General features: G+C 68.2%; 21 protein-coding genes. 4 read left to right on the top strand and 17 right to left on the bottom strand.

Translation table 11 applies throughout. The features are described 5' to 3' along the window. Nucleotides 1-67 precede the first annotated feature (67 nt). From ACX9GQ_RS06605 to ACX9GQ_RS06615, 3 genes are all read right to left on the bottom strand, one after another. Entirely contained in the window at nt 68-931 is an 864-nt protein-coding gene (locus ACX9GQ_RS06605; protein WP_459628753.1) for a C40 family peptidase, read from the bottom strand. Further along, a complete protein-coding gene (locus ACX9GQ_RS06610) occupies nt 928-1,278 on the bottom strand; it encodes a MarR family transcriptional regulator (RefSeq protein WP_459628754.1) in 351 nt (116 codons plus the stop codon). The genes ACX9GQ_RS06605 and ACX9GQ_RS06610 overlap by 4 nt, the downstream gene beginning before the upstream one ends. 71 nt (nt 1,279-1,349) lie before the next feature. Beyond that, complete coding sequence (locus tag ACX9GQ_RS06615) at nt 1,350-2,744, bottom strand: leucyl aminopeptidase family protein (RefSeq protein WP_459628988.1); 1,395 nt, start codon at nt 2,742-2,744, stop codon at nt 1,350-1,352. Nucleotides 2,745-2,922: 178 nt separating this feature from the next. Between ACX9GQ_RS06615 and ACX9GQ_RS06620 the strand changes: the two genes are divergently transcribed. Beyond that, nucleotides 2,923-3,831 carry a tetratricopeptide repeat protein gene (locus tag ACX9GQ_RS06620; RefSeq protein ID WP_459628755.1) on the top strand — a complete coding sequence of 303 codons (909 nt, stop codon included), beginning with the start codon at nt 2,923-2,925 and terminating at the stop codon, nt 3,829-3,831. Between the two features lie 81 nt (nt 3,832-3,912). Here ACX9GQ_RS06620 and ACX9GQ_RS06625 read toward each other — a convergent pair whose 3' ends face one another. From ACX9GQ_RS06625 to ACX9GQ_RS06670, 10 genes are all read right to left on the bottom strand, one after another. Beyond that, nucleotides 3,913-4,146 carry a hypothetical protein gene (locus tag ACX9GQ_RS06625; protein ID WP_459628756.1) on the bottom strand — a complete coding sequence of 78 codons (234 nt, stop codon included), beginning with the start codon at nt 4,144-4,146 and terminating at the stop codon, nt 3,913-3,915. 128 nt (nt 4,147-4,274) lie between these two features. Then, the gene (locus ACX9GQ_RS06630) at nt 4,275-5,258 is read right to left on the bottom strand and encodes a type II secretion system F family protein (protein WP_459628757.1); all 984 of its coding nucleotides are present in this window, start codon (nt 5,256-5,258) and stop codon (nt 4,275-4,277) included. 10 nt (nt 5,259-5,268) lie between these two features. After that, the gene (locus ACX9GQ_RS06635) at nt 5,269-6,252 is read right to left on the bottom strand and encodes a type II secretion system F family protein (RefSeq protein ID WP_459628758.1); all 984 of its coding nucleotides are present in this window, start codon (nt 6,250-6,252) and stop codon (nt 5,269-5,271) included. 33 nt (nt 6,253-6,285) lie between these two features. Beyond that, nucleotides 6,286-7,743, bottom strand: a complete 1,458-nt coding sequence (locus ACX9GQ_RS06640; protein WP_459628759.1) for a CpaF family protein — start codon at nt 7,741-7,743, stop codon at nt 6,286-6,288. Nucleotides 7,744-7,813: 70 nt separating this feature from the next. Beyond that, a complete protein-coding gene (locus tag ACX9GQ_RS06645; protein WP_459628760.1) occupies nt 7,814-9,076 on the bottom strand; it encodes an AAA family ATPase in 1,263 nt (420 codons plus the stop codon). A 2-nt stretch (nt 9,077-9,078) separates the two neighbouring features. Beyond that, nucleotides 9,079-9,828: a CpaD family pilus assembly protein gene (locus ACX9GQ_RS06650; RefSeq protein ID WP_459628761.1), complete on the bottom strand. Its 750-nt coding sequence runs from the start codon at nt 9,826-9,828 to the stop codon at nt 9,079-9,081. 20 nt (nt 9,829-9,848) lie between these two features. After that, nucleotides 9,849-11,303, bottom strand: coding sequence for a type II and III secretion system protein family protein (locus tag ACX9GQ_RS06655; protein ID WP_459628989.1), 1,455 nt, complete (start codon nt 11,301-11,303; stop codon nt 9,849-9,851). 44 nt (nt 11,304-11,347) lie between these two features. Continuing rightward, complete coding sequence (gene cpaB / locus ACX9GQ_RS06660) at nt 11,348-12,133, bottom strand: Flp pilus assembly protein CpaB (RefSeq protein ID WP_459628762.1); 786 nt, start codon at nt 12,131-12,133, stop codon at nt 11,348-11,350. 169 nt (nt 12,134-12,302) lie between these two features. Then, a complete protein-coding gene (locus tag ACX9GQ_RS06665) occupies nt 12,303-12,809 on the bottom strand; it encodes an A24 family peptidase (protein WP_459628763.1) in 507 nt (168 codons plus the stop codon). 125 nt (nt 12,810-12,934) lie between these two features. After that, on the bottom strand, nt 12,935-13,108 hold the full coding sequence (locus tag ACX9GQ_RS06670; RefSeq protein WP_459628764.1) for a Flp family type IVb pilin: 174 nt from the start codon (nt 13,106-13,108) through the stop codon (nt 12,935-12,937). A gap of 377 nt (nt 13,109-13,485) precedes the next feature. Here ACX9GQ_RS06670 and ACX9GQ_RS06675 point away from each other — a divergent pair, with 377 nt between their 5' ends. The 3 genes from ACX9GQ_RS06675 (at nt 13,486) to ACX9GQ_RS06685 (ending at nt 15,314) form a co-directional block, all read left to right on the top strand. Further along, nucleotides 13,486-13,923, top strand: coding sequence for a pilus assembly protein N-terminal domain-containing protein (locus ACX9GQ_RS06675; RefSeq protein WP_459628765.1), 438 nt, complete (start codon nt 13,486-13,488; stop codon nt 13,921-13,923). 150 nt (nt 13,924-14,073) lie between these two features. Then, a complete protein-coding gene (locus tag ACX9GQ_RS06680) occupies nt 14,074-14,643 on the top strand; it encodes a TadE/TadG family type IV pilus assembly protein (protein WP_459628766.1) in 570 nt (189 codons plus the stop codon). Next, nucleotides 14,643-15,314, top strand: coding sequence for a TadE/TadG family type IV pilus assembly protein (locus ACX9GQ_RS06685; protein ID WP_459628767.1), 672 nt, complete (start codon nt 14,643-14,645; stop codon nt 15,312-15,314). The genes ACX9GQ_RS06680 and ACX9GQ_RS06685 overlap by 1 nt, the downstream gene beginning before the upstream one ends. Before the next feature lie 29 nt (nt 15,315-15,343). Here the strand turns inward: ACX9GQ_RS06685 and ACX9GQ_RS06690 are convergent, their stop codons facing one another. The 4 genes from ACX9GQ_RS06690 to ACX9GQ_RS06705 form a co-directional block, all read right to left on the bottom strand. After that, nucleotides 15,344-16,861: a phosphomannomutase/phosphoglucomutase gene (locus ACX9GQ_RS06690; protein ID WP_459628768.1), complete on the bottom strand. Its 1,518-nt coding sequence runs from the start codon at nt 16,859-16,861 to the stop codon at nt 15,344-15,346. 91 nt (nt 16,862-16,952) lie between these two features. Beyond that, the gene (locus ACX9GQ_RS06695) at nt 16,953-17,465 is read right to left on the bottom strand and encodes a retropepsin-like aspartic protease family protein (RefSeq protein ID WP_459628769.1); all 513 of its coding nucleotides are present in this window, start codon (nt 17,463-17,465) and stop codon (nt 16,953-16,955) included. A 115-nt stretch (nt 17,466-17,580) separates the two neighbouring features. After that, on the bottom strand, nt 17,581-18,486 hold the full coding sequence (locus ACX9GQ_RS06700) for a ribokinase (RefSeq protein WP_459628770.1): 906 nt from the start codon (nt 18,484-18,486) through the stop codon (nt 17,581-17,583). 10 nt (nt 18,487-18,496) lie between these two features. Beyond that, complete coding sequence (locus tag ACX9GQ_RS06705) at nt 18,497-19,129, bottom strand: 2-dehydro-3-deoxy-6-phosphogalactonate aldolase (protein ID WP_459628771.1); 633 nt, start codon at nt 19,127-19,129, stop codon at nt 18,497-18,499. Nucleotides 19,130-19,133 lie beyond the last annotated feature (4 nt).

Below are 19,133 nucleotides of genomic sequence, written 5' to 3' on the forward strand. Positions count from 1 at the left end.
GGTCCCGGCCACTGCATGAGCAAGATGTGCGTTTACACCCGTTCGGCTTCAAGGGCCTTGAGGAGGCTCAAGGCGCGTGACCCAGCCGCCGGCGTCCCGTCACCGGTCCGCCGCCCTTGGCAAGGATCCGCTCCACCGCGACGTCCAGCGGCTCGCTCCGGACGAGCATGTGATACCCGTTCGCATGCAGGAGAACCTGCCCGTCGCGCATAATCCCGACATGTCCCTTCCAGAACACGAGGTCGCCCCGGCGCAAGGGTTCGTCCGGCGGAAGCGGGTGCCCGAGGCCGCGCTCCTGCATGTCGCTGTCGCGTGGGGCCGCCATGCCCGCCATGCCGAGCGACACCTGCACCAGGCCGGAACAGTCGAGGCCGAGGCTCGACCGCCCGCCCCACAGGTAGGGGACATCCTCGAACCGCTCGGCGACTGCGACGAAGTCCGGCTCGGTCACGCCGAGCGGCGCGAGGTGGGCGGCGAAGATCGCGCCCTGCGGCGTCACTGCGAAGTCGCCCTGTTGCCGCAAGAACTCCACGCGGCTGCCGATCGACAGCGCGCAGACGGGCGGCAGCTTGATCGAGGGGCCCGGATAGAGAAACGTCCGCATCGTCGTCACGCGATGCGTGGGCTCGCCCGTGGTGTCGATCAGCGCCCCGGCAGGAAGCCAGCCGACATATCCATCGTGGTCGAGTTGTCCCCAGGCCCAGCCCTCGTCGTCGATGTCGTAGACCGTCACGGTGTCGCCGTGCAGCGCTTCCGTGTCGAGCGGCGCGTCAGGGGCCGGAGCGCGGCGGAGAGGCGCCACGGCGTCGAGCACCCGCATCCTGCGCCCCTCTGCGTAGCGCGGCGCCTCCACGACCCCGCGCAGGTGCGCGGCGGCGAGGTCCGGGCGGACCGGCGTGATGCGGCGGTCGAATGCGGCGGCCTGGCTCATCGTGGAAGGTCCTTGCTGCGGGCGACGATAACGTCTCCCAGGCGCTCCACATAGAGTGCGCCCTTCACCGTCCTCTGCACGACGACGTTGCGCCGGTCGGCCTCGTCGCGCCGGCGGGCGACGAGATCCATCTTGCCCATCGTGTCGAGCGCGCGGGTGATGGCAGGCTTGGTCACCCCGAGCTTGCGTGCAAGGCCGCGCACCGTGTGGGGGGGCGGCTCGAGATAGATGGTCAGCAGGATCGCGATCTGGCGGGCCGACAGGTCCGGATCCTCGTCACGGACGAGGTCCAGGTTGACGTCGTGCCAGAGTTTGAGGGCCTGCGACGGACGCAACGGGAGGGTCATGCGGGCGGCGGTCCGGTCGTGTCAGGCCGGCGCACGCGCCGGCCGGGGGGTCCGAGGCAGCGCCGGCCGGGTCAGGGGCGTGGAGGGAACCGCTCGTGCAGCAGCGCTGCGACGAGGCGGGCCGCCTGTGGCTCGCCACCCTCCGGTCGTCCGGGCTTGGCAGACGGTACCCACCCAAAGATGTCGAAATGAGCCCACGACTTGGCCTTTTCCACGAAACGCCTCAGAAAAAGCGCTGCGACGACCGATCCGGCGAAGGATCCGCCCGAGACGTTGTTCATGTCGGCGATCTTGCTGTCGATCATCGCATCGTAGGCGGACCACAACGGCATGCGCCAGACCGGATCGTTGACGGCGGAACCCATTCTCACGATGTCGGCGGCCAGCGTCTCGTCGTCGGTGTAGACCGGCGGCAGGTCGGGTCCCAGCGCCACGCGGGCGGCACCCGTGAGGGTGGCGAAGTCGACGAGCAGCGCGGGCTCCTCCTCGTCCGCCAGCGCCAGCGCGTCGGCCAGGATGAGGCGACCCTCGGCGTCCGTGTTCCCGATCTCCACCGTGAGGCCCTTGCGGCTCTTCAGGATGTCTCCGGGGCGGAACGACGTGCCGGAGACGCTGTTCTCGACGGCCGGCACGAGCACGCGAAGGCGGACCGGCAGCTTCGCCTCCATGACGATCCGCGCCGCCGCCAGCGCCGTCGCGGCGCCGCCCATGTCCTTCTTCATGAGGAGCATGCCGGCGTCGGTCTTCAGGTTCAGGCCGCCGGTGTCGAAGCACACGCCCTTGCCCACGAGGGTCACGCGAGGATGGGCCGGATCGCCCCAGGTGATGTCGATCAGCCGCGGTGCCCGTGCCGATCCGCGACCAACGGCGTGGATCAACGGGAAGCTGTCGGCAAGGAGATCGTCGCCCGTCGTCACCCGTATCGTCGCCCGGCAGCGCGCGGTCAGAGCGCGGGCGTGGTTCTCGAGTTCCGCCGGGCCCATGTCGTTCGAGGGCGTGTTGATGAGGTCGCGGCCGAACGCCACGGCCTCGGCCTCGCGGCTCACCGCCTCGGCATCGACGCCCGCCGGAACCACGAACCGCGCGCCTCCACCGTTGCGGGCGCGGTAACGCGTGAACCGATAGGCGGAGAGAAGGATGGACAGCGTCGCGAGGTGGGCGTGGCCGGGCAGGCCCTCCAGCCTGTAGACCCCGGCCGGCAGCGATGTCGCGAGGCGCCCGGCATGGAACGGGTTCGGTGTCCCGGTCGTGTCGGCGCCGAACAGCCACGCAGCGATGGAGCCGTCCGGGCCCGGCAATGCGAGGATCTTCCCCGCCGCGCCGTCGTATCCCTGCGCGTCGGCGAAGGCGACAGCCGCGGCCGCCACCGTGGACGCGGCATCGCGCCAGCCTGAGGCGGTGACCACATGGACCGGCACCGCCTGTGCGGCGGCCTGATCGGAAGCATCGACGAGGAGAGGGTGCACGGCGGGCTCCGGCTTGGGATCGCCCGTCGCTGATAGCACGACGCCGGTCCGCGGCAAGCGCCGAAGCGGACCCCCGCCGGGCCTTTAACGAAGCGTTAGGGTTAACGCTTTATTGCTCGTCCAAGAGTTGCTGACGTCGCATCGACGGCGCAGCGGTTGCAGATTGCGAGCCGAGGCCATGGTCATGCCCGTTCCGGACCGTTCGTCCGCCTTCCGCACCCTCCGGATGGTGGCCGCCGTTTCCCTTCTCGCCCTCGCGACCGCCGGCTGCCTGAAGAAGGACGGCGACGTGACGGGCTCGCTGGCGACCCCGGCGAGCGGCACGCCCGAGGCGTGGCGCGCCTATGCCGACGAGTGGGGCAAGCGCTACGACGCCAAGCCCGGCGACAAGACGGCTTCGCTCAACTACGCCCGCGCGCTGCGTGCCCTGGATCAGCGACAGCAGGCCGTCGCGGTGCTGCAGTCCGCGGCGCTCAAGAGCCCGAAGGACACCGACATCCTCGCCGCCTACGGCAAGGCCCTCGCCGAGAACGGCGACCTGAAGCAGGCGCAGGAGGTCCTCTCCCGTTCGCACACGCCTGAGCGGCCGGACTGGCGGATCCTCTCCGCCCAGGGCGCCGTCGCCGACCAGATGGGCGATCACCTGCAGGCCCAGAGCCTCTACGCCGCCGCCCTGAAGATCCAGCCGAACGACCCGGGCGTTCTATCCAATCTCGGCCTGTCCTACGCGCTCTCCAAGCAGTTGCCGCAGGCCGAGCAGACGCTGCGGCTCGCCGCCGAGCAGCCCACGGCCGATGCCCGCGTGCGCCAGAACCTCGCGCTCGTCCTCGGCCTGCAGGGGAAGTTCGGCGAGGCGGAGACCGTCGCCCGCCGCGACATGAACGCGGTCGAGGCCGCGCAGTCCGTCGCGTCGATGCGCCAGATGGTGTCGCAGCCCAACAGCTGGGCGAAGATCAAGGCGGCCGACGGCGGCGGCAAGACGACGACCGTCGCGAAGTCCCCGGCGACGGGCACGTCGGGATTCGCGAGCGCGGCGAAGGGCCGTCCGCTCGCACTGGCACCGGCCGCGTCCGCAGAGGACCAGTAAGCCTGACGGTCCACTGACCGCTGGACCCCAAGCGTCTTTCCGCCGATTGAGCCCGGTTCGCCCGCCCTTCGCCCACAGCGGCTAGTGCGCGCGTGCCGGCGCGCCCGTGTGCAGTCGCGTCGCGAACATCTTCGCCATCACGGCGGGGACCGCGGCGAACGACAGGGTGCCGAGGATGACGGCGAAGATGATCCCGACGTCGTTGTGCGCCACCTTGAAGATCAGGGCAAAGACGAGGACGCCGACGATGGGCGCCGCGACGAGCGTCGCGACGAGGCCGAGCGTTTCGCGGCTGGTGAGGTCGTTCCGGAACATGTTTCCCCCTGGGGCTGTGCAACGCGGAGTGTCTGGTGCGCTCCCGGACAGGCGGGGGATGACCTGTTCTCAGCAGGCTACATCGGCGCGATGGCGGGCTGGCATCCGGACATCTGCGGATGCGTGCATCAGTTCCAGCCGAAAACCTGGATCACCGCCGGCACGAGGATGACGATCAGCAGGACGGGAAGGAAGAACAGGATCATCGGAACGGTGAGCTTGGGCGGCAGCGCGGCGGCCTTCTTCTCGGCGGCGTTCATGCGCTCGTCGCGTCCTTCCTGGGCGAGCACGCGCAGAGCCTGCCCGAGCGGCGTGCCGTAGCGCTCGGCCTGCACGAGGGCCGTGGCGACGCTCTTCACCGTATCGAGGCCGGTGCGGTTGGAAAGGTTCTCGTAGGCCTGGCGACGATCCTGCAGGAACGACAGTTCCGCCGTCACGAGCGAGAGTTCCTCCGCGAGCGGGATCGACTGGGTGCCGATCTCCTGGGCGACGCGGCGGAACGCCTGCTCGATCGACATGCCGGACTCGACGCAGATCAGCAGCAGGTCCAGCGCGTCCGGGAAGGCGAGGCGCATCGACTGCTGGCGCTTGGTGATCTGGTTCTTGAGATAGATCTCCGGCGCCTTGATGCCGACGAAGGCGCCGCCAAGCGAAACCGCGAACTTGACCATGGACGGCTGGTCGGTCTGCCAGAAGAAGAACGCCCAGACGGTCGCCACCACGAACATCGTGATCGGCATCACGAGGCGGAAGAAGAGGAAGCCGATCTCGGCCTGCGGGCCTCGGTAGCCGGCCATCGTCAGCTTGGCCTTGGCGTCGTCCGTGCCGAGCCATTTGCCGAGCTGGAACTGCTCGACGACGTGCTTCATGTAGGCCTTCGGCTGCTGGCGCAGCGTCGGCCGTTGCTCCTGTCCCTGGCGGTTGAGCCTCTCGCGCTCGCGGGCCCGGATCATGTCGCGCTCGACGGCGACCGCCTTCATCCGCTTGTTGAGCTGGTCGGAGGCGAGGAGCGGCATCGCCAGCGCGAGCACCGTGGCCGCGGCGGCGATGGCCGACAGTGCCATGACGATGAACTGCGGATCCGTCAGTTTGTAGGCGATCGAGGGCAGCATCGCGTCGCCTTCAGATGTCGAAGTTGATCATCTTGCGCATGACCAGGACGCCCAGCAGCATCATGAACGCGCCGATGCCCATCCAGATGCGGCCATGGATCGTGGTCCACAGCAGGCTGATGTAGTCGGGGCTGGTGCCGTAGACGAGCACGCCGACGACGATCGGCAGCGAGCCGATGATCGCCGCCGAGGCCTTCGCCTCCATGCTCATGGCGCTGATCTTGCCGCGCATGCGCTTGCGGTCGCGAATGACGCGCGAGAGATTGTTCAGCACCTCGGACAGGTTGCCGCCAGACTTCGCCTGGATGTTGATGACGATCGCGAAGAAGTTCGCCTCCGGCACCGGAACGCGCTCGTAGAGCTTCATCACCGCCTCGCCGACGGGCATGCCCATCGTCGTCGCTTCCATGATGGTGCGGAACTCGGTCTTCAGCGGTTCCTGCGCCTCGTTGGCGATCATGCGCATGCAGTCGTTGAGCGGCAGGCCGGAGCGGATGCCGCGGACGATCACGTCCATGGCGTTCGGCAACTCGTCCGTGAAGCGCTTGATGCGCCGCTTCTTCAGGTAGTTGAGCATGAAACGCGGCAGGCCGAGCGAGCCGACGAACATGCCCACGGCCGCGCCGATCGGGTTGCCGAGCGCCACCATCAGGACGATGGCGGTGACGAGGCCCATGATGACGCTGACGAGGAAGAACTTCTTCTTGTCCCAGTCGAGGCCCGCCTGCATCAGCCGGCGTTCCAGCGTGAGCTTCGTGATCTCCTTCTGGCGGCTCTCGAGCTCGCGAAGGCTGGTCGCGATCTTCTCCTTGCGGTTCGTCTGGGAGACGGCCGCCTGGCGCGCCGCGGCGTTTCGCACGGGCTGTCCGACGAGCGCCTTCGTGCGTTGCTCGCCGCGGCGCGTGCCGGAGATGTACGGGTAGACGAGCGCGTAGGCCACCCCGCCGACCGCGAGGGCGGCGAGGGCGCCGACGGCGAGGCGGCTCATGTCCATGGGCCGGGCTCCGCGCGCGAAATCGGGGCGGCGTCAGGTAGTCTTGGCTTCATCCGCCACCTCCATGGCGTCGAGCGCGGCGGCCAGCCGCTTCTCCTCGCCGTAGTAGCGGGCGCGCTCCCACATCCTGGGGCGTCCGATGCCGGTCGACATGTGCTTGCCGATCAGGCGGCCGTTCTGGTCCTCGCCCATGATGCGGTAGACGACGAGGTCCTGCGTGACGATGGTGTCGCCTTCCATGCCCACCACCTCCGTGATGTGCGTGATGCGGCGCGAACCGTCGCGCAGGCGTGCGGCCTGCACGATGACGTCGACGGACGACACGATCATTTCGCGGATGGTGCGCGACGGCAGCGAGAAGCCGCCCATCGTGATCATGGACTCGATACGGCTCAGGGCCTCGCGCGGCGAGTTGGCGTGCAGCGTGCCCATCGAGCCGTCATGGCCCGTGTTCATGGCCTGCAGGAGGTCAAACGCCTCCGGTCCGCGCACCTCGCCGACGATGATGCGCTCGGGACGCATGCGCAGGCAGTTCTTGACGAGGTCGCGCATCGTGATGGCGCCCTGGCCCTCGAGGTTGGGCGGGCGCGTCTCGAGGCGTACCGTGTGCGGCTGCTGGAGCTGCAGTTCCGCTGCGTCCTCGCAGGTGATGATGCGCTCGTCGTCGTCGATGTAGCGCGTCAGGCAGTTCAGCAGGGTGGTCTTGCCCGAGCCTGTGCCGCCTGAGACGACAACGTTGCAGCGCACGCGGCCGACGATCTTGAGGACGTCGGCACCCTCCGGCGAGATCGAGGCGAACTTGACCAGCTGCTCGAGGGTCAGCTTGTCCTTCTTGAACTTACGGATGGTGAGGGCGGCGCCATCGATGGCGAGCGGCGGCGCGATCACGTTGACGCGCGAGCCGTCGGGCAGGCGCGCGTCGCAGATCGGCGAGGCTTCGTCGACGCGGCGGCCGACCTGACTGACGATGCGCTGGCAGATGTTCATCAACTGCCCGGCGTCACGGAATCGGACGTTCGTCAGCTGGATCTTGCCGCCCACTTCGATGTAGGTCCGTGTCGGCCCGTTGACCATGATGTCGGCGATGTCGTCGCGCGCCAGCAGCGGCTCCAGCGGCCCGTAGCCGAGGACGTCGTTGCAGATGTCGTCGAGCAGTTCCTCCTGCTCGGCGATCGACATCACGAGGTTCTTGAGCGCGATGATCTCGTTGACGATGTCGCGGATTTCCTCGCGCGCCGCCTCGCTCTCCAGCTTGGACAGCTGCGAGAGGTCGATCGCCTCGATCAGGGCGCCGAAGATCGTGCTCTTGGTCTGGTAGTACTCCTCGGACTTCGCCCGGTCGACCGGGGCCGCCTTCGGAGGAGCTGCGGCGCCCGGCATCGGCATCGCCGGGCTCACGGGGTCCGGCGCGCGCGCCGGCGCCAGCGCCGCGGCCGTCGGGGGCGGCGGGGCGGCGGGTGTGACGCCGAACTGGGAGCGCTTGCCGAACATCCTGGTTCCAAAATCTGCCGTGCGCGATTTACCGAATTGCTAAGCCTGCCACCTCAGGTTGCGCGCGTCGTCACGCCCGCCTGCGAAGCCTCCCGAGCAGCGGGGCGAGGATCGAACCCTTGTGCTTCTTGGTCTCGACGCGCCCGATCAGGACCCGGGCGAGGTCGACGAGCGCCTCGTTGATCTTTCCGTTGGCCTGGACCTCGGCGATCATCTGGCCGTTGTTGGCCGCGGTGCCAAAGAGCTGCGGGTCGAACGGGATGACCGCCGACGGCTCGCACTCGAGCGCCTTGGCGAAGTCGGCCACCGGGATCTCCGGCCGCTTGGGAACGCCGGCCATGTTGAGGACGAGCTTGGGCTTGCGGTCGTTGGGGCGTGCCGAGCGCAGGACGTCCATCAGGACCTTCGCGTTGCGCAGGTTCGCGAGGTCGGGCGACGCGACGAGGACGATGTCGTCCGCGCCGATCATCATCCGGCGCGACCACGCGGTCCAGACGTGCGGGATGTCGAGCACGATGCAGGGCGTCGAGCTGCGCAGGATCTCGATCACCCCGTCGAAGCTCGTTTCCTGGAAGTCGTAGAGCCGGTCCAGCGTCGCGGGGGCCGCGAGCAGGCTGAGCGTCTCCGAGCACTTGGACAGGAGGCGGTCCAGGAAGTTCGCATCGAGGCGCTCGGGCGAGAACACGGCCTCGGCGATGCCCTGCGGCGGATCCTGGTTGAAGTCGAGGCCGGCCGTGCCGAAGCCGAGGTCCATGTCGGCGATCACGGTGGCGGTGGAGAGCGCCTTGGCGATCGACCAGCCGATGTTGTGGGCGATCGTGGAGGAGCCGACGCCGCCCTTGGTGCCCGTGACGGCGATGGTGCGTCCCAGAGGTTCCGCCCCCGGCGCGTTGTAGAGGTCGGACAGCGCGCCGATGAAGCCGAGCGTGTCCACCGGCGTGATCAGGTACTCGCTGACGCCGCGACGGATCAGCTCGCGGTAGAGCCCGACGTCGTTCACGTGGCCGATGACGAGGACCTTGGTGCCCGCGTCGCAGCTCTCCGAGAGCTCATCCAGGGACGACAGGAGCTTCGGGCCGTCTCCGGCCGCGAACTCGAGCACGATCACGTTGGGCGTCGGGGCGGTGCGGTACATCTCGACCGCCGCCGGTGCGCCGCCCATCTGAACCTTCAGGAAGGCCTTGTTCATGCGCCGGTCGGCGCTGGCCTGCTCGATGACGGTGGCGACATCGGGCGTCTCGCAGAAGGCCTGGATGGCAATCCGCGGCACGGGGCCCACGTGGACCCCCGCCTCTGTGCCGTCCAGACGTCCCGGGCTGGCAGCGTTGGCCATCGTCAGTTGCCTCCCGTCGCGACGCTGTTGGCGACGCTCGCCGCTTCGCTCTTCCACTGCGTGGAGGGATCGGTGCCCTTGCGCGCGTCGTCGAAGACCTTCATGCGGCGAAGCACGTCAGGCCGTGTCTCGGCCCGCGGGCGCTGGAGGTCGAGGGGATCCTCGACCTGCGCGGCGATCGCCGTCTGGTAGGCGCATCCCGCGTTGAAGTAGGGCTTGTTCTGCCACCCCTGCAGCGTGGCGCCTGTGCCAGTGATGTCCTGGTTGAAGTTGCCGCACTGCGTCATCACCTTGGCCTGCAGCTTGGTGTACGACAGGCGCACCGGCGAGGCGATCTCGCCGGCCGGCGCCTCGTAGGTGGTGCTGCGGACGAGGCCGTGCGGGACGCCGTTCGCCGCGAGGCCCGAGCGCACCGCGGCGGCGCCCTGGTGGCTGCGGCCGGCGCCGGGCGAGGGCACGAACATCATGATCGGGCCCTGTCCGTGCATCCGGTAGTCGGCGACGAACTGGCGCAGGTCCTGCGCCTGCCGGGGGTCGAGGCCCGGCGCGTTCCGGCCGACGAAGAGGTCGAGATCCGTCGGCGCGTTGACGAGGGCGATCGGATGGCGGAGCCGGTAGTCGTCGGGATAGGTGGATCCCGTGGTCATGCCGTCCGACTGGCACGCGGCGAGCGGAGCCGCGAGCAGGGCGAGTGCGGCGACACGCCGGAGAGCACGCAGGGGCGGCCTTTGGTCGGTGGAGCGCGGAGCCATCGCGGTCGTCCCTCTGTGCGTCAGTCGATCACGAAGCCGGCCCGGCCGCGGTACGAGGCGGGGGCAGGGGCGCCGGCGGCGCCGTAGATGCGGTTGAGGCGGCCGAGCAGGATCGCCTGCGGGTCGCTGGAGTCGGAGTACCCGTCGTCCGGCCGGGCCAGCGCCGACTGGCTGTTGGCCTTGGCGATGTAGGGCGTGACCATGATCAGCAGCTCGGTCTCGCGCCGCTCGTAGTCGCGGGACCGGAACAGGGCGCCGAGGATCGGTAGGTTCATCAGGCCGGGGACGCCGTTGATCACCTGGCCGCTGGAGTGCTGCATCAGGCCGGCGGACATCAGCGAGGCGCCCGAAGGCAGCTCGACAGTCGTCTCCATCTTGCGGGTCTTGAAGGCCGGCGCGTTCGAGGCGACGGCGCGCAGCTGGTTCTCGTAGTCGAGGTCGGTGACCTCGGTCGAGACGTGCAGGCTGATCCGGCCTTCCGACTGCACGATCGGCGTGAAGTTCAGCGCCACGCCGATCTGGCGGTAGGTGACGCTGATCACGCATTGCTGTTGGTTGAGGATGTTGGTCGTGCACGACTCGCCGGACGGCACCGGGATGTCGCCGCCGGCGGTGAACTTGGCGCTCTCGCCCGAGATCGCCGTCAGGGTCGGCTCGGCGAGGGTCCGCATCAGGCCGGCGCGTTCGGCGGCCCTCAGGGCCACGTTCGTGCTGCCGCCCAGACCGCCGCGGGCGAGCGTGTCCGAGATGACCTGCCGCTGCAGCGTGAGCGGGTTGTCGGTGACGAAGCTGCCGGCAATGTTGCCGATCTGCCATTCGCCCGCGACGTTGATGCCCAGCTGCTTGAGGACGACGCGCTGGATCTCGGCCACGGTCACCTTGAGCATGACCTGGTCCTTGCCCTTGACCGTCAGCGAGTTGACGACCTGGCCGGCCACCGCGACGCCGCCCACCGCGCTTGTCGACACGAAGCCCTTGGCGATGTCCATGGCCTGCAGGGCGTCTCCCGCGGACGCCACCTGCCCCGTGAGGACGATCGTGTCGCCGACCGGCACCACGTTGATCTGGCTCGACGGCATCGCCGCCTTGAGCGTGCGGCGCAGGAGGTTCAGGTCGCGCCCGATGTTGATGTCGATGTTGGCGATCTGCCGGCCCTCGCCGTCCATGATCACGACATTGGTCTGCCCGTCGGCCTGGCCGATGATGAAGATCTTCCGGCTGGAGCGGACGACCGCGTTGGCGACCTTCGGGTTGGCGACGAACACCTCCTTGGCGTCGCGCGGAAGATCGACGATCACCGACTTGCCGATACCCAGCTCGATGCGCCGTGGGTTCCCGGCGTCCGACTCGGTGACCGTGATGTTGGTCGGGATGACCGTCGTCTGCGCCGAGAGCGGCAGCGAGGCCGCCAAGAGCGCGATGGCCGCGAAGGCGACCTGACGGGCGATCGGCGGAAGGGATGGGGAGGTGCTCATCTCGCTGCGTGCCATGGCTGTCGGGTTCCGTCGCGTCATGATCGTCACCGCTGCGATGCGGTGCCGTACCGCACGATCGTCAGGCTGTCGTCGTCGGTGCGCGCCGCGACGTTGTCGGCCTTGTTGGCGTCCTGCAGGCTGCGCAGGGACAGGGAGAGCTGGCCCAGCCGCTGGGCCAGCGAGATAATCTCGACCTGGCGCGGGTCGAGTTCGAGCGTCGCCGTCTCGCCGACCACCACCTTCTCGCCGTTGCGCTCCTGGATGTTCTGGCCGATCGCCAGCACCCGCACGTTGCGCAGCAGCGTCTCGCTGACGAAGACGTCGGTGCCGGTGACCTTCGAGGCCGCCTCGTCACGCGAGGTGCGGATCACGTCGACGCGGTCGTTCGGGAGGATGAAGCCGCCGGCGGTGTTGGCGCCGCGGTTGTCGATGGTGATGGCAAGGGCCCGCGAACCGGAGGGAAGCAGCGCCGACATGACGCCGCCCTGGTTCGCCTTGATGATCTTCTCGGTACGGATCGGTTCGCCCGGGATCATGGCCATCCGCGCGATGGCTCCGCCGAACTCGGTCAGCGCGTTGGGCTGCTCGGCCTTGGTCACCATGCCGGGCGAGGTGCCGTCGGCGGGCCAGGTCTGCCACCGCAGTTCCTTGCCGGTGATCGTCGATCCCAGCGGGATCTCCACCGCCGCGACGAGGACGTCCGTCGTCCGGATCGACTGCTGGACGACCGGCGCGGGAGCAGGCGCCTCCGAGGTGCCGGAGGCCAGATAGGCCGCGACGACGCCGGCGACGAGGGCGATGCCGAGAACGAGGAGACGAGCGGGGTTCATGACGCCTGTTGGTCCGTTGCTGGTGCGGGGCACAGTCCGGATTACAGCCGTGACGATCGTCTTCTTATGGTTAAGGAAACGTTGAAAATTCGCGTAATGCGGGAAAAACGGGCGTGATCAAACCTTTGCGATCACCCGTCGCGGGCTCATGGCCGGCCGCGACCGGCCTTCAGCCTCCGGTCGCGAGTCGCCATAGCGGGCTGCCCGGGTAGACGGCGAGTCCCCCCGCGGCGAGGGCGATGCCGTAGGGAATGCCCGTCTTGGGATGATGAAGGTGGAGGAGCCACGGCATGTTGGCGGCCACGCGAGGCAGGGGGAAGGTGCGGAACTGAAGCAGGCCGAGCGTCAGCGCCCCGCCGAACAGCGACGCGGCGATCCCGTAGTCGAGCAGGCTGTCCCAGCCCAGCCAGAGGGCCGTCGCGGCCGCGAGCTTGGCGTCTCCCCCGCCGATCCATCCGGCCGCGAACATGCCGAACGTGATCGCCAGCACGAGCCCGCCCGCGGCGAGGTGCCAGCCATACGCCGCGAGCGGAAGCCCGAGCGCCAGCGACACGACGATGAAGCCGCAGACAAGGGTCAGCGAGACCTTGTTGGAGATCCGCATCGACACAAGGTCGCTCGAGGCCGCATAGGCCATCAGGGCCGGAAAGAGGAGCAGGATCAGCAGATCGGTCACGCCTGGGGGTCCTGTCGAAACGGAGCCCCGACGCTAGCGCGGGGTTGTTGTCGGCCGGTTACCGCCGCGAATGCAAAGGCCCCGGACGATGCCGGGGCCCCTTCGTCCGAAGCGAGTTGGCGGGGTCAGTTCGCCGACTTCACCGCATTGCCGATGTTCGTGAACGTCTGCGAGAGGTTGCCCTTCAGCGTGCCGAGCGCGCTGATCAGGCCGACGGCGATGATGGCCGCGATCAGGCCGTACTCGATCGCGGTAGCGCCGGACTCGTCGTTCATGAAGCGGGAGAAGAGGGTCGTCATGTTTGGCTCCTGTCGTCTGTTGGCCCGTCAGCCGGTCGCTTGTTTGTTGTGCCTTTCGGCCTGAGCGGAGCGGACGCTATCGGCGCCGTGTTGCGGCCAAGTTAATTCGAATGCCGAATAAACAACCTAGGGTCGAAAAGACCGCATCGGTTACCACGCGATTAATCTTTTCTTCGCAATCCGAGTGAATCCGCCCGTCGATGGCGGGAACGCTTGCAATCAACGCTGGAGAATCGACGTGGCCGCCCCGGTGCACGAAAGGGCGGATCCGGCATGCAGGTGCGTTGAGGAATTGTTCACCATTCCGCAGGCAAATAAAGGTTGCATCAACCTCGTTTCACCCAGGGGTTGGCCCGGTCGTGTGGAGCGCTTTCGCCATGCTGAAGAGGTCATTGGGGATCCTCCTCGCCGCGTCGGTCGTCGCGACCACGCCTGCGGTCGCTCTGGACGCGATCACCGTGAAGACCGACCATGCGCAGGTGCTCAAGCTCCCGCCGCGCACGAACACCATCATCATCGGAAACCCGATGATCGCCGACGTGAGCGTCCAGAAGAACGGCTCGATGGTCGTCACCGGCAAGAGCTATGGAACCACGAACCTGATTGCACAGGACTCCACGGGAGCCGTCATCGGGGAATCGATCATCAAGGTGGAAGCGCCGACCGAGGATACCCTCGTCCTCCAGAGGGGCCTCGAGCGCGAGACCTACTCGTGCACGCCCAAGTGCCAGCCCACGCTGAGCCTTGGCGACGTCCAGCGGCACTTCGACGGCGTTTCGGGGCAGACGGCGAACCGCAACGGCCTGGCGAAGTAATGCCAGACTCGATCGATTGCTCTTGATCGATCCTGTGCACCGCCGGTTAAGCGTAACCAAAACGATAATCAAGCATCAACGGTTGAAAAACCTCCCGGGTGCATCCTGACGTTCCCAAGTGAGAGCAGTCTCACGAGACGGAGGCGTCTGATGCTGTCGAAGACGGGCGGTGAACGGTGCGGGCAGAAGGGCCGCGGCGGAGCCCGGCTCTTGTCCCGGTTCGGTCGCGACCGTCGCGGCTCGACTGCCGTGGAATTCGCCATGCTGGCGATCCCGTTCCTGAGCCTCGTCTACGCGATCTTCGAGACGTCGATGGTGCACATGACGGGACAGGTCCTGCAGACCGCCGTCACGGACGCCTCGCGGCTGATCATGACGGGCCAGGCCCAGAATGCGAAGTACACCGGGGTGGACTTCAAGACGGAGGTCTGCAAGCGCGTGAAGGCGACCTTCGACTGCCCGAACCTGCTGCAGGTCGACGTCCAGACCTTCCCGAACTTCGCCTCGGCCACTGCGCCGCCGCCGCCGATCAAGAACGGCAAGCTGGACAGCACGGGCTTCGGCTTCGTGCCCGGCGGCCCCAACCAGATCGTCGTCGTTCGTGCGGCGATCGAGTACCCCATCGTCGTGCCCCTGATCGGCCAGACGATGGTGAACCTCGCCAACAACCGCCTGCTCATCATGGCTTCGGCCGCGTTCAAGAACGAACCCTACAACTGATGTCGGCCACCCCTCCCGTTCACGTCACGCCCGTCGCGTCGCGGCAGCGGCCTTCGCGCGCCCGCCGCGTGCTGGCACGCTTCGCGCGTGACCGGAAGGCGGTCGCGGCGGTCGAGTTTGCCCTGCTGCTGCCGGTCATGCTGACGCTGTACATCGGGTCGGTCGAGGTAAGCCAGGCGCTCAACGCCGACCGCCGCGTGGTCCTCCTGGCAAGAACGGTCGCAGATCTGACGACGCAGTCCTCGAAGCTCAACGCCACCGACATGAACGGCATCGTTGCGGCCGCGAGCGCCGTGCTCTCGCCGCTGTCGACGGCGAATGCCAAGATCCGGATCACCAGCGTCGCGATCTCGGGCTCTGGCTCGCCCGACCCGAAGGTCGCCAATCCGGCCTCTGTATGCTGGAGCTACCAGCAGGGGTGGTCCGCCTACGCGCGCGGCACCCTCCTCAACCAGACCCAGATCCCATCCGCGCTGCGGGCCGAGCCCGGGACATCGATCATCTTTGCCGAGGTGGAATTCACCTACAAGCCCGTGATCGGCTACGTGCTCACCGGGTCGATGACGATGACCGAGAAGATCTACATGCGGCCGCGCATGTCGACCTATGTCGAGCGCAGCGACCTCGCCAACAACGGCATTCCCAACCCGACCACCGGCCCCTGCACCTGACCTGCGGCGCCGGAACGCCGCCCGGGGCTTCAGATCGACTGGTTGTAGGCTCCGACCTCGGGGTTCTCGCGCAGGATCGCGTCCACCGCGGCGAACATCTCCCGCATGCGCCCCTCCGCCACGGGGCTCTCGATGACCACAACAAGCTCGGGCTTGTTCGACGAGGCGCGCACCAGCCCCCATGTGCCGTCGTCCACCGTCACGCGCACCCCGTTGACGGTCACGATGTCGGTGATCGAATGGCCGGCGAGCCGTTCTCCCGACGCCCGCAGCGCTTCCATCCGCTGCGTAACGCGATCGACGACGTCATACTTCACCTCGTCGGCGCAGTGGGGCGACATGGTCGGCGTGCCGAAGGTCCTGGGAAGGGCCCGGTAGAGGTCCGCCATCGAGCGGCCGGGGTTGCGGTCCAACATGTCGAGCACCGCGATCGCGGTGACAAGGCCGTCGTCGTAGCCGCGGCCCACGGGCGCGTTGAAGAAGAAGTGCCCTGACTTCTCGAAGCCGGCGAGGGCGCCGAGATCCTGCACGCGGCGCTTGATGTAAGAGTGGCCCGTCTTCCAGTAGTCCGCCCTGACGCCGTTGGCGGCCAGAACCGGGTCGGACGCGAAGAGGCCGGTCGACTTCACGTCGACGACGAACGTCGCCCCCGGATGCAGCGAGGAGAGATCGCGCGCGAGCATCACGCCGATCTTGTCGGCAAAGATCTCGTTGCCCTCGTTGTCGACCACGCCGCAGCGGTCGCCGTCGCCGTCGAAGCCCAGCGCGAGGTCGGCTCCGTGCTCGCGCACTGCATGCGCCATCGCATGCAGCATCTCCATGTCCTCGGGGTTCGGGTTGTAGCGCGGGAACGTGTGGTCGAGCTCGGTGTCGAGCGGGATGACCTCGACGCCCAGCGCCTCGAGGATGCCCGGCGCGAAAGCACCGGCCGTGCCGTTGCCGCACGCCGCGATGGCCTTGATCCGACGCTTGAAGGGCGCGCGCCGGGTCAGGTCGGCGGCGTACCGGGCCGGGAAGTTCTCGACGAAGCGGTAGGACCCGCCCGGCGCCGTCCGGAAGGCGCCCGACAGCACGATCTCCTTGAGCCGCGACATCTCCTGCGGCCCGAAGGTCACGGGGCGCTGTGCACCCATCTTCACGCCGGTCCATCCGTTGTCGTTGTGCGAGGCCGTCACCATCGCCACGCACGGCACGTCGAGATCAAACTGGGCGAAGTAGGCCATGGGCGAGATCGCGAGCCCGATGTCGTGTACCGTGCAGCCGGCGGCCATCAGCCCGCTCGTCAGCGCGATCTTGATCGAAGCCGAGTAGCCGCGGAAGTCGTGCCCGGTGACCACTTCCGGCTTCACGCCCAGTTCCCGGATGAGCGTGCCGAGGCCCATGCCAAGGGCCTGGACGCCCATGAGGTTGATCTCCTTCTCGAACAGCCAGCGCGCGTCGTACTCGCGGAAGCCCGTCGGCTTCACCATCGGCTGGGTCTCGTAGGCCAGCGTGTTGGGGCGCAGGGAGGCGACAGGCGTCGGGAAAGCGGCGTGTTCTGCCTTCATCGTCATCGGCATCGAAGCCCCATTGCAAGGCGGACTCGCACGCCTGCCGGCGCGCTCTCTGAACCGCACATCGCACGGATCGACCGAAAGGTCACTGTCTGAGGACGAGGGTTCCGCTGTTCACGGTAAAGCTGGAGAGCCGCTTCAGGAATGACATCCCGAGAAGGCTCGTCTGCAGCCGACCGCTGGGCATGACCAGTGCGTCGACGTCCTGCAGGCGAATGCGGTCGATCTGCATCTCGCGGATCCGGACCGGCGCGGCCTTGATGACACCGTTCGCCGTGCTCACGCTGACGCGAAAATCGTTGGCCGAGGGGAAATAGCCGGCGCGCGAGGCATCCTCGGCGGAAAGGGCCACGGTCGACGCCCCGGTGTCGACGAGCATCGAAAGCCTGACGCCGTTGATCTGAGGCTGCGCCATGAAGTGGCCCCGCGAATCCTGGGCCAGCATCACGACGCTCCCGGTCTCCGGTGCCGACCTGGCGGCCGCGCTGGCAGAACCGCTCCCTGGCGCATTGCCGGTCGTCGCCACGCCGCGCGCCATGTGCGCGCCGCCCCACGCGGCGGCGATCAGGATGACGGCGGGGACTGCGACCTTCATCATGGACGGAACCGTCTGTTCGGACCGGCATGATGATGGCAGCCAACGCTTTCACCGCCGTGCGGACGATCGCATGCAATCGAGCGCGCACGGCAACCGCCGGTTCACCACGACGAGGTCAGGCCTGGAACCCGGCAACGGCCTCGTCGATCGCAACTTTGCGCGGAATGCTCGTCTGGGCGCCCGCAGCGGCGCAGGCGAGGCTCCCGGCGGCAGCGGCGCGGGCGAGGGCGAGCGTGAAGCCGAAGCCGGCGTCGAGGGCTGCCGCGAAAGCGCCGCAGAAGGTGTCGCCGGCCGCCGTGGTGTCGACGACGGTCACCGGCATCGCGGGGACCCTCCGTCGCACACCTCCCGTCCAGCCGACGGCTCCCTCTGCGCCCAAGGTCACGACGGTCGCGACGCCGTGCCGGGCATCGATCTCCCGCGCGATGCCATCGGGCTCGCCCTTCAGCCCGAGCGCTCCTCCCACCACCGCCACCTCGTGCTCGTTGACGATGAGCACCGAGAGCGCGGCCATCAGGTCCGCCGGGATGGCTCCAGCCGGGGCGGCATTCAGGATCACGCGGGCACCGGCGGCACGGGCCCTGGCTGCGACCTGCGTTGCCTGCTCCTCCGGAACCTCCCTCTGCAGCAGCAGCGTATCGCGCTCCGTCCATGGGTGATCGTCGAGAGACGATGCCGACGCGGCGGCATTCGCACCGGCCGCGACCACGATTGCGTTCTCGCCGGCCGCATCGACGCTAATGAACGCCGCTCCCGTCGGCGCACCGACCCGCGCCACGCAGGTACAGTCGACGCCATCGGCGACGAGCAGCGAAAGCGCGATGTCAGCGAAAGGATCGTCTCCCACCGCTCCCGCCAGCCGTACCGCGGCGCCGGCCCGTCGCGCGGCCAGGGCCTGGTTCGCGCCCTTGCCCCCGGGAATGACGGCGTAGCCGGGCCCCAGCACCGTTTCGCCGGGTCGGGGGATGGCCGGCACGCGGGTAACGAAGTCGACGTTGACGGAGCCGAAGACGACGATCATCCGATTGTCCTCAGGTGGCCTGCCACGCCGAGACGAAGGCTTCGGCCCGCTCCCGCACAGCCGCCACGTCGAGCCCCGGCCTGTAGAGCGCCGAGCCGATGCCGAAGCCGTGCACGGGCCCGCCGCGATACTCCTTGAGGGACTGGGGCGTGACGCCCCCCACCATCACCAGCCGCGTCCCTGCCGGCAGAACGGCAGCCATGGCCTTCGCCCCGGCAGGGCCGATCACCTCGCCGGGAAAGAGCTTGAGCACGTCGGCACCGGCGTCGAGCGCCGCCATGGCCTCCGTGGGCGTCATGACCCCTGGAGCCGACACCAGTCCCAGCGCCTTGCTCTGCGCGATCACGCTCGGGCTCGCGTTGGGCGAGACGATGATCTGTCCTCCGGCCGCGGCCACGTCGTCGACCTCCCGCGATCGATAGACCGTGCCAGCGCCGACGACGGCCCGGCCGGCGAGGGCGGAGCCGAGTGCGCGGATGCTGTCGAGCGGCGAGGGGGAGTTCAGCGGCACCTCGATGATCGTGAAGCCGGCCTCGACCAGCGTCTCGCCGACGGGAACGGCTTCGTCCGGCCTGATGCCTCTCAGGATCGCGATCAGCGGGCAGCGCGCGAACGCGGTCTCGAAAGTGGCGAGATGGGACATGGCA

Source organism: Alsobacter sp. R-9 (assembly GCF_054612375.1).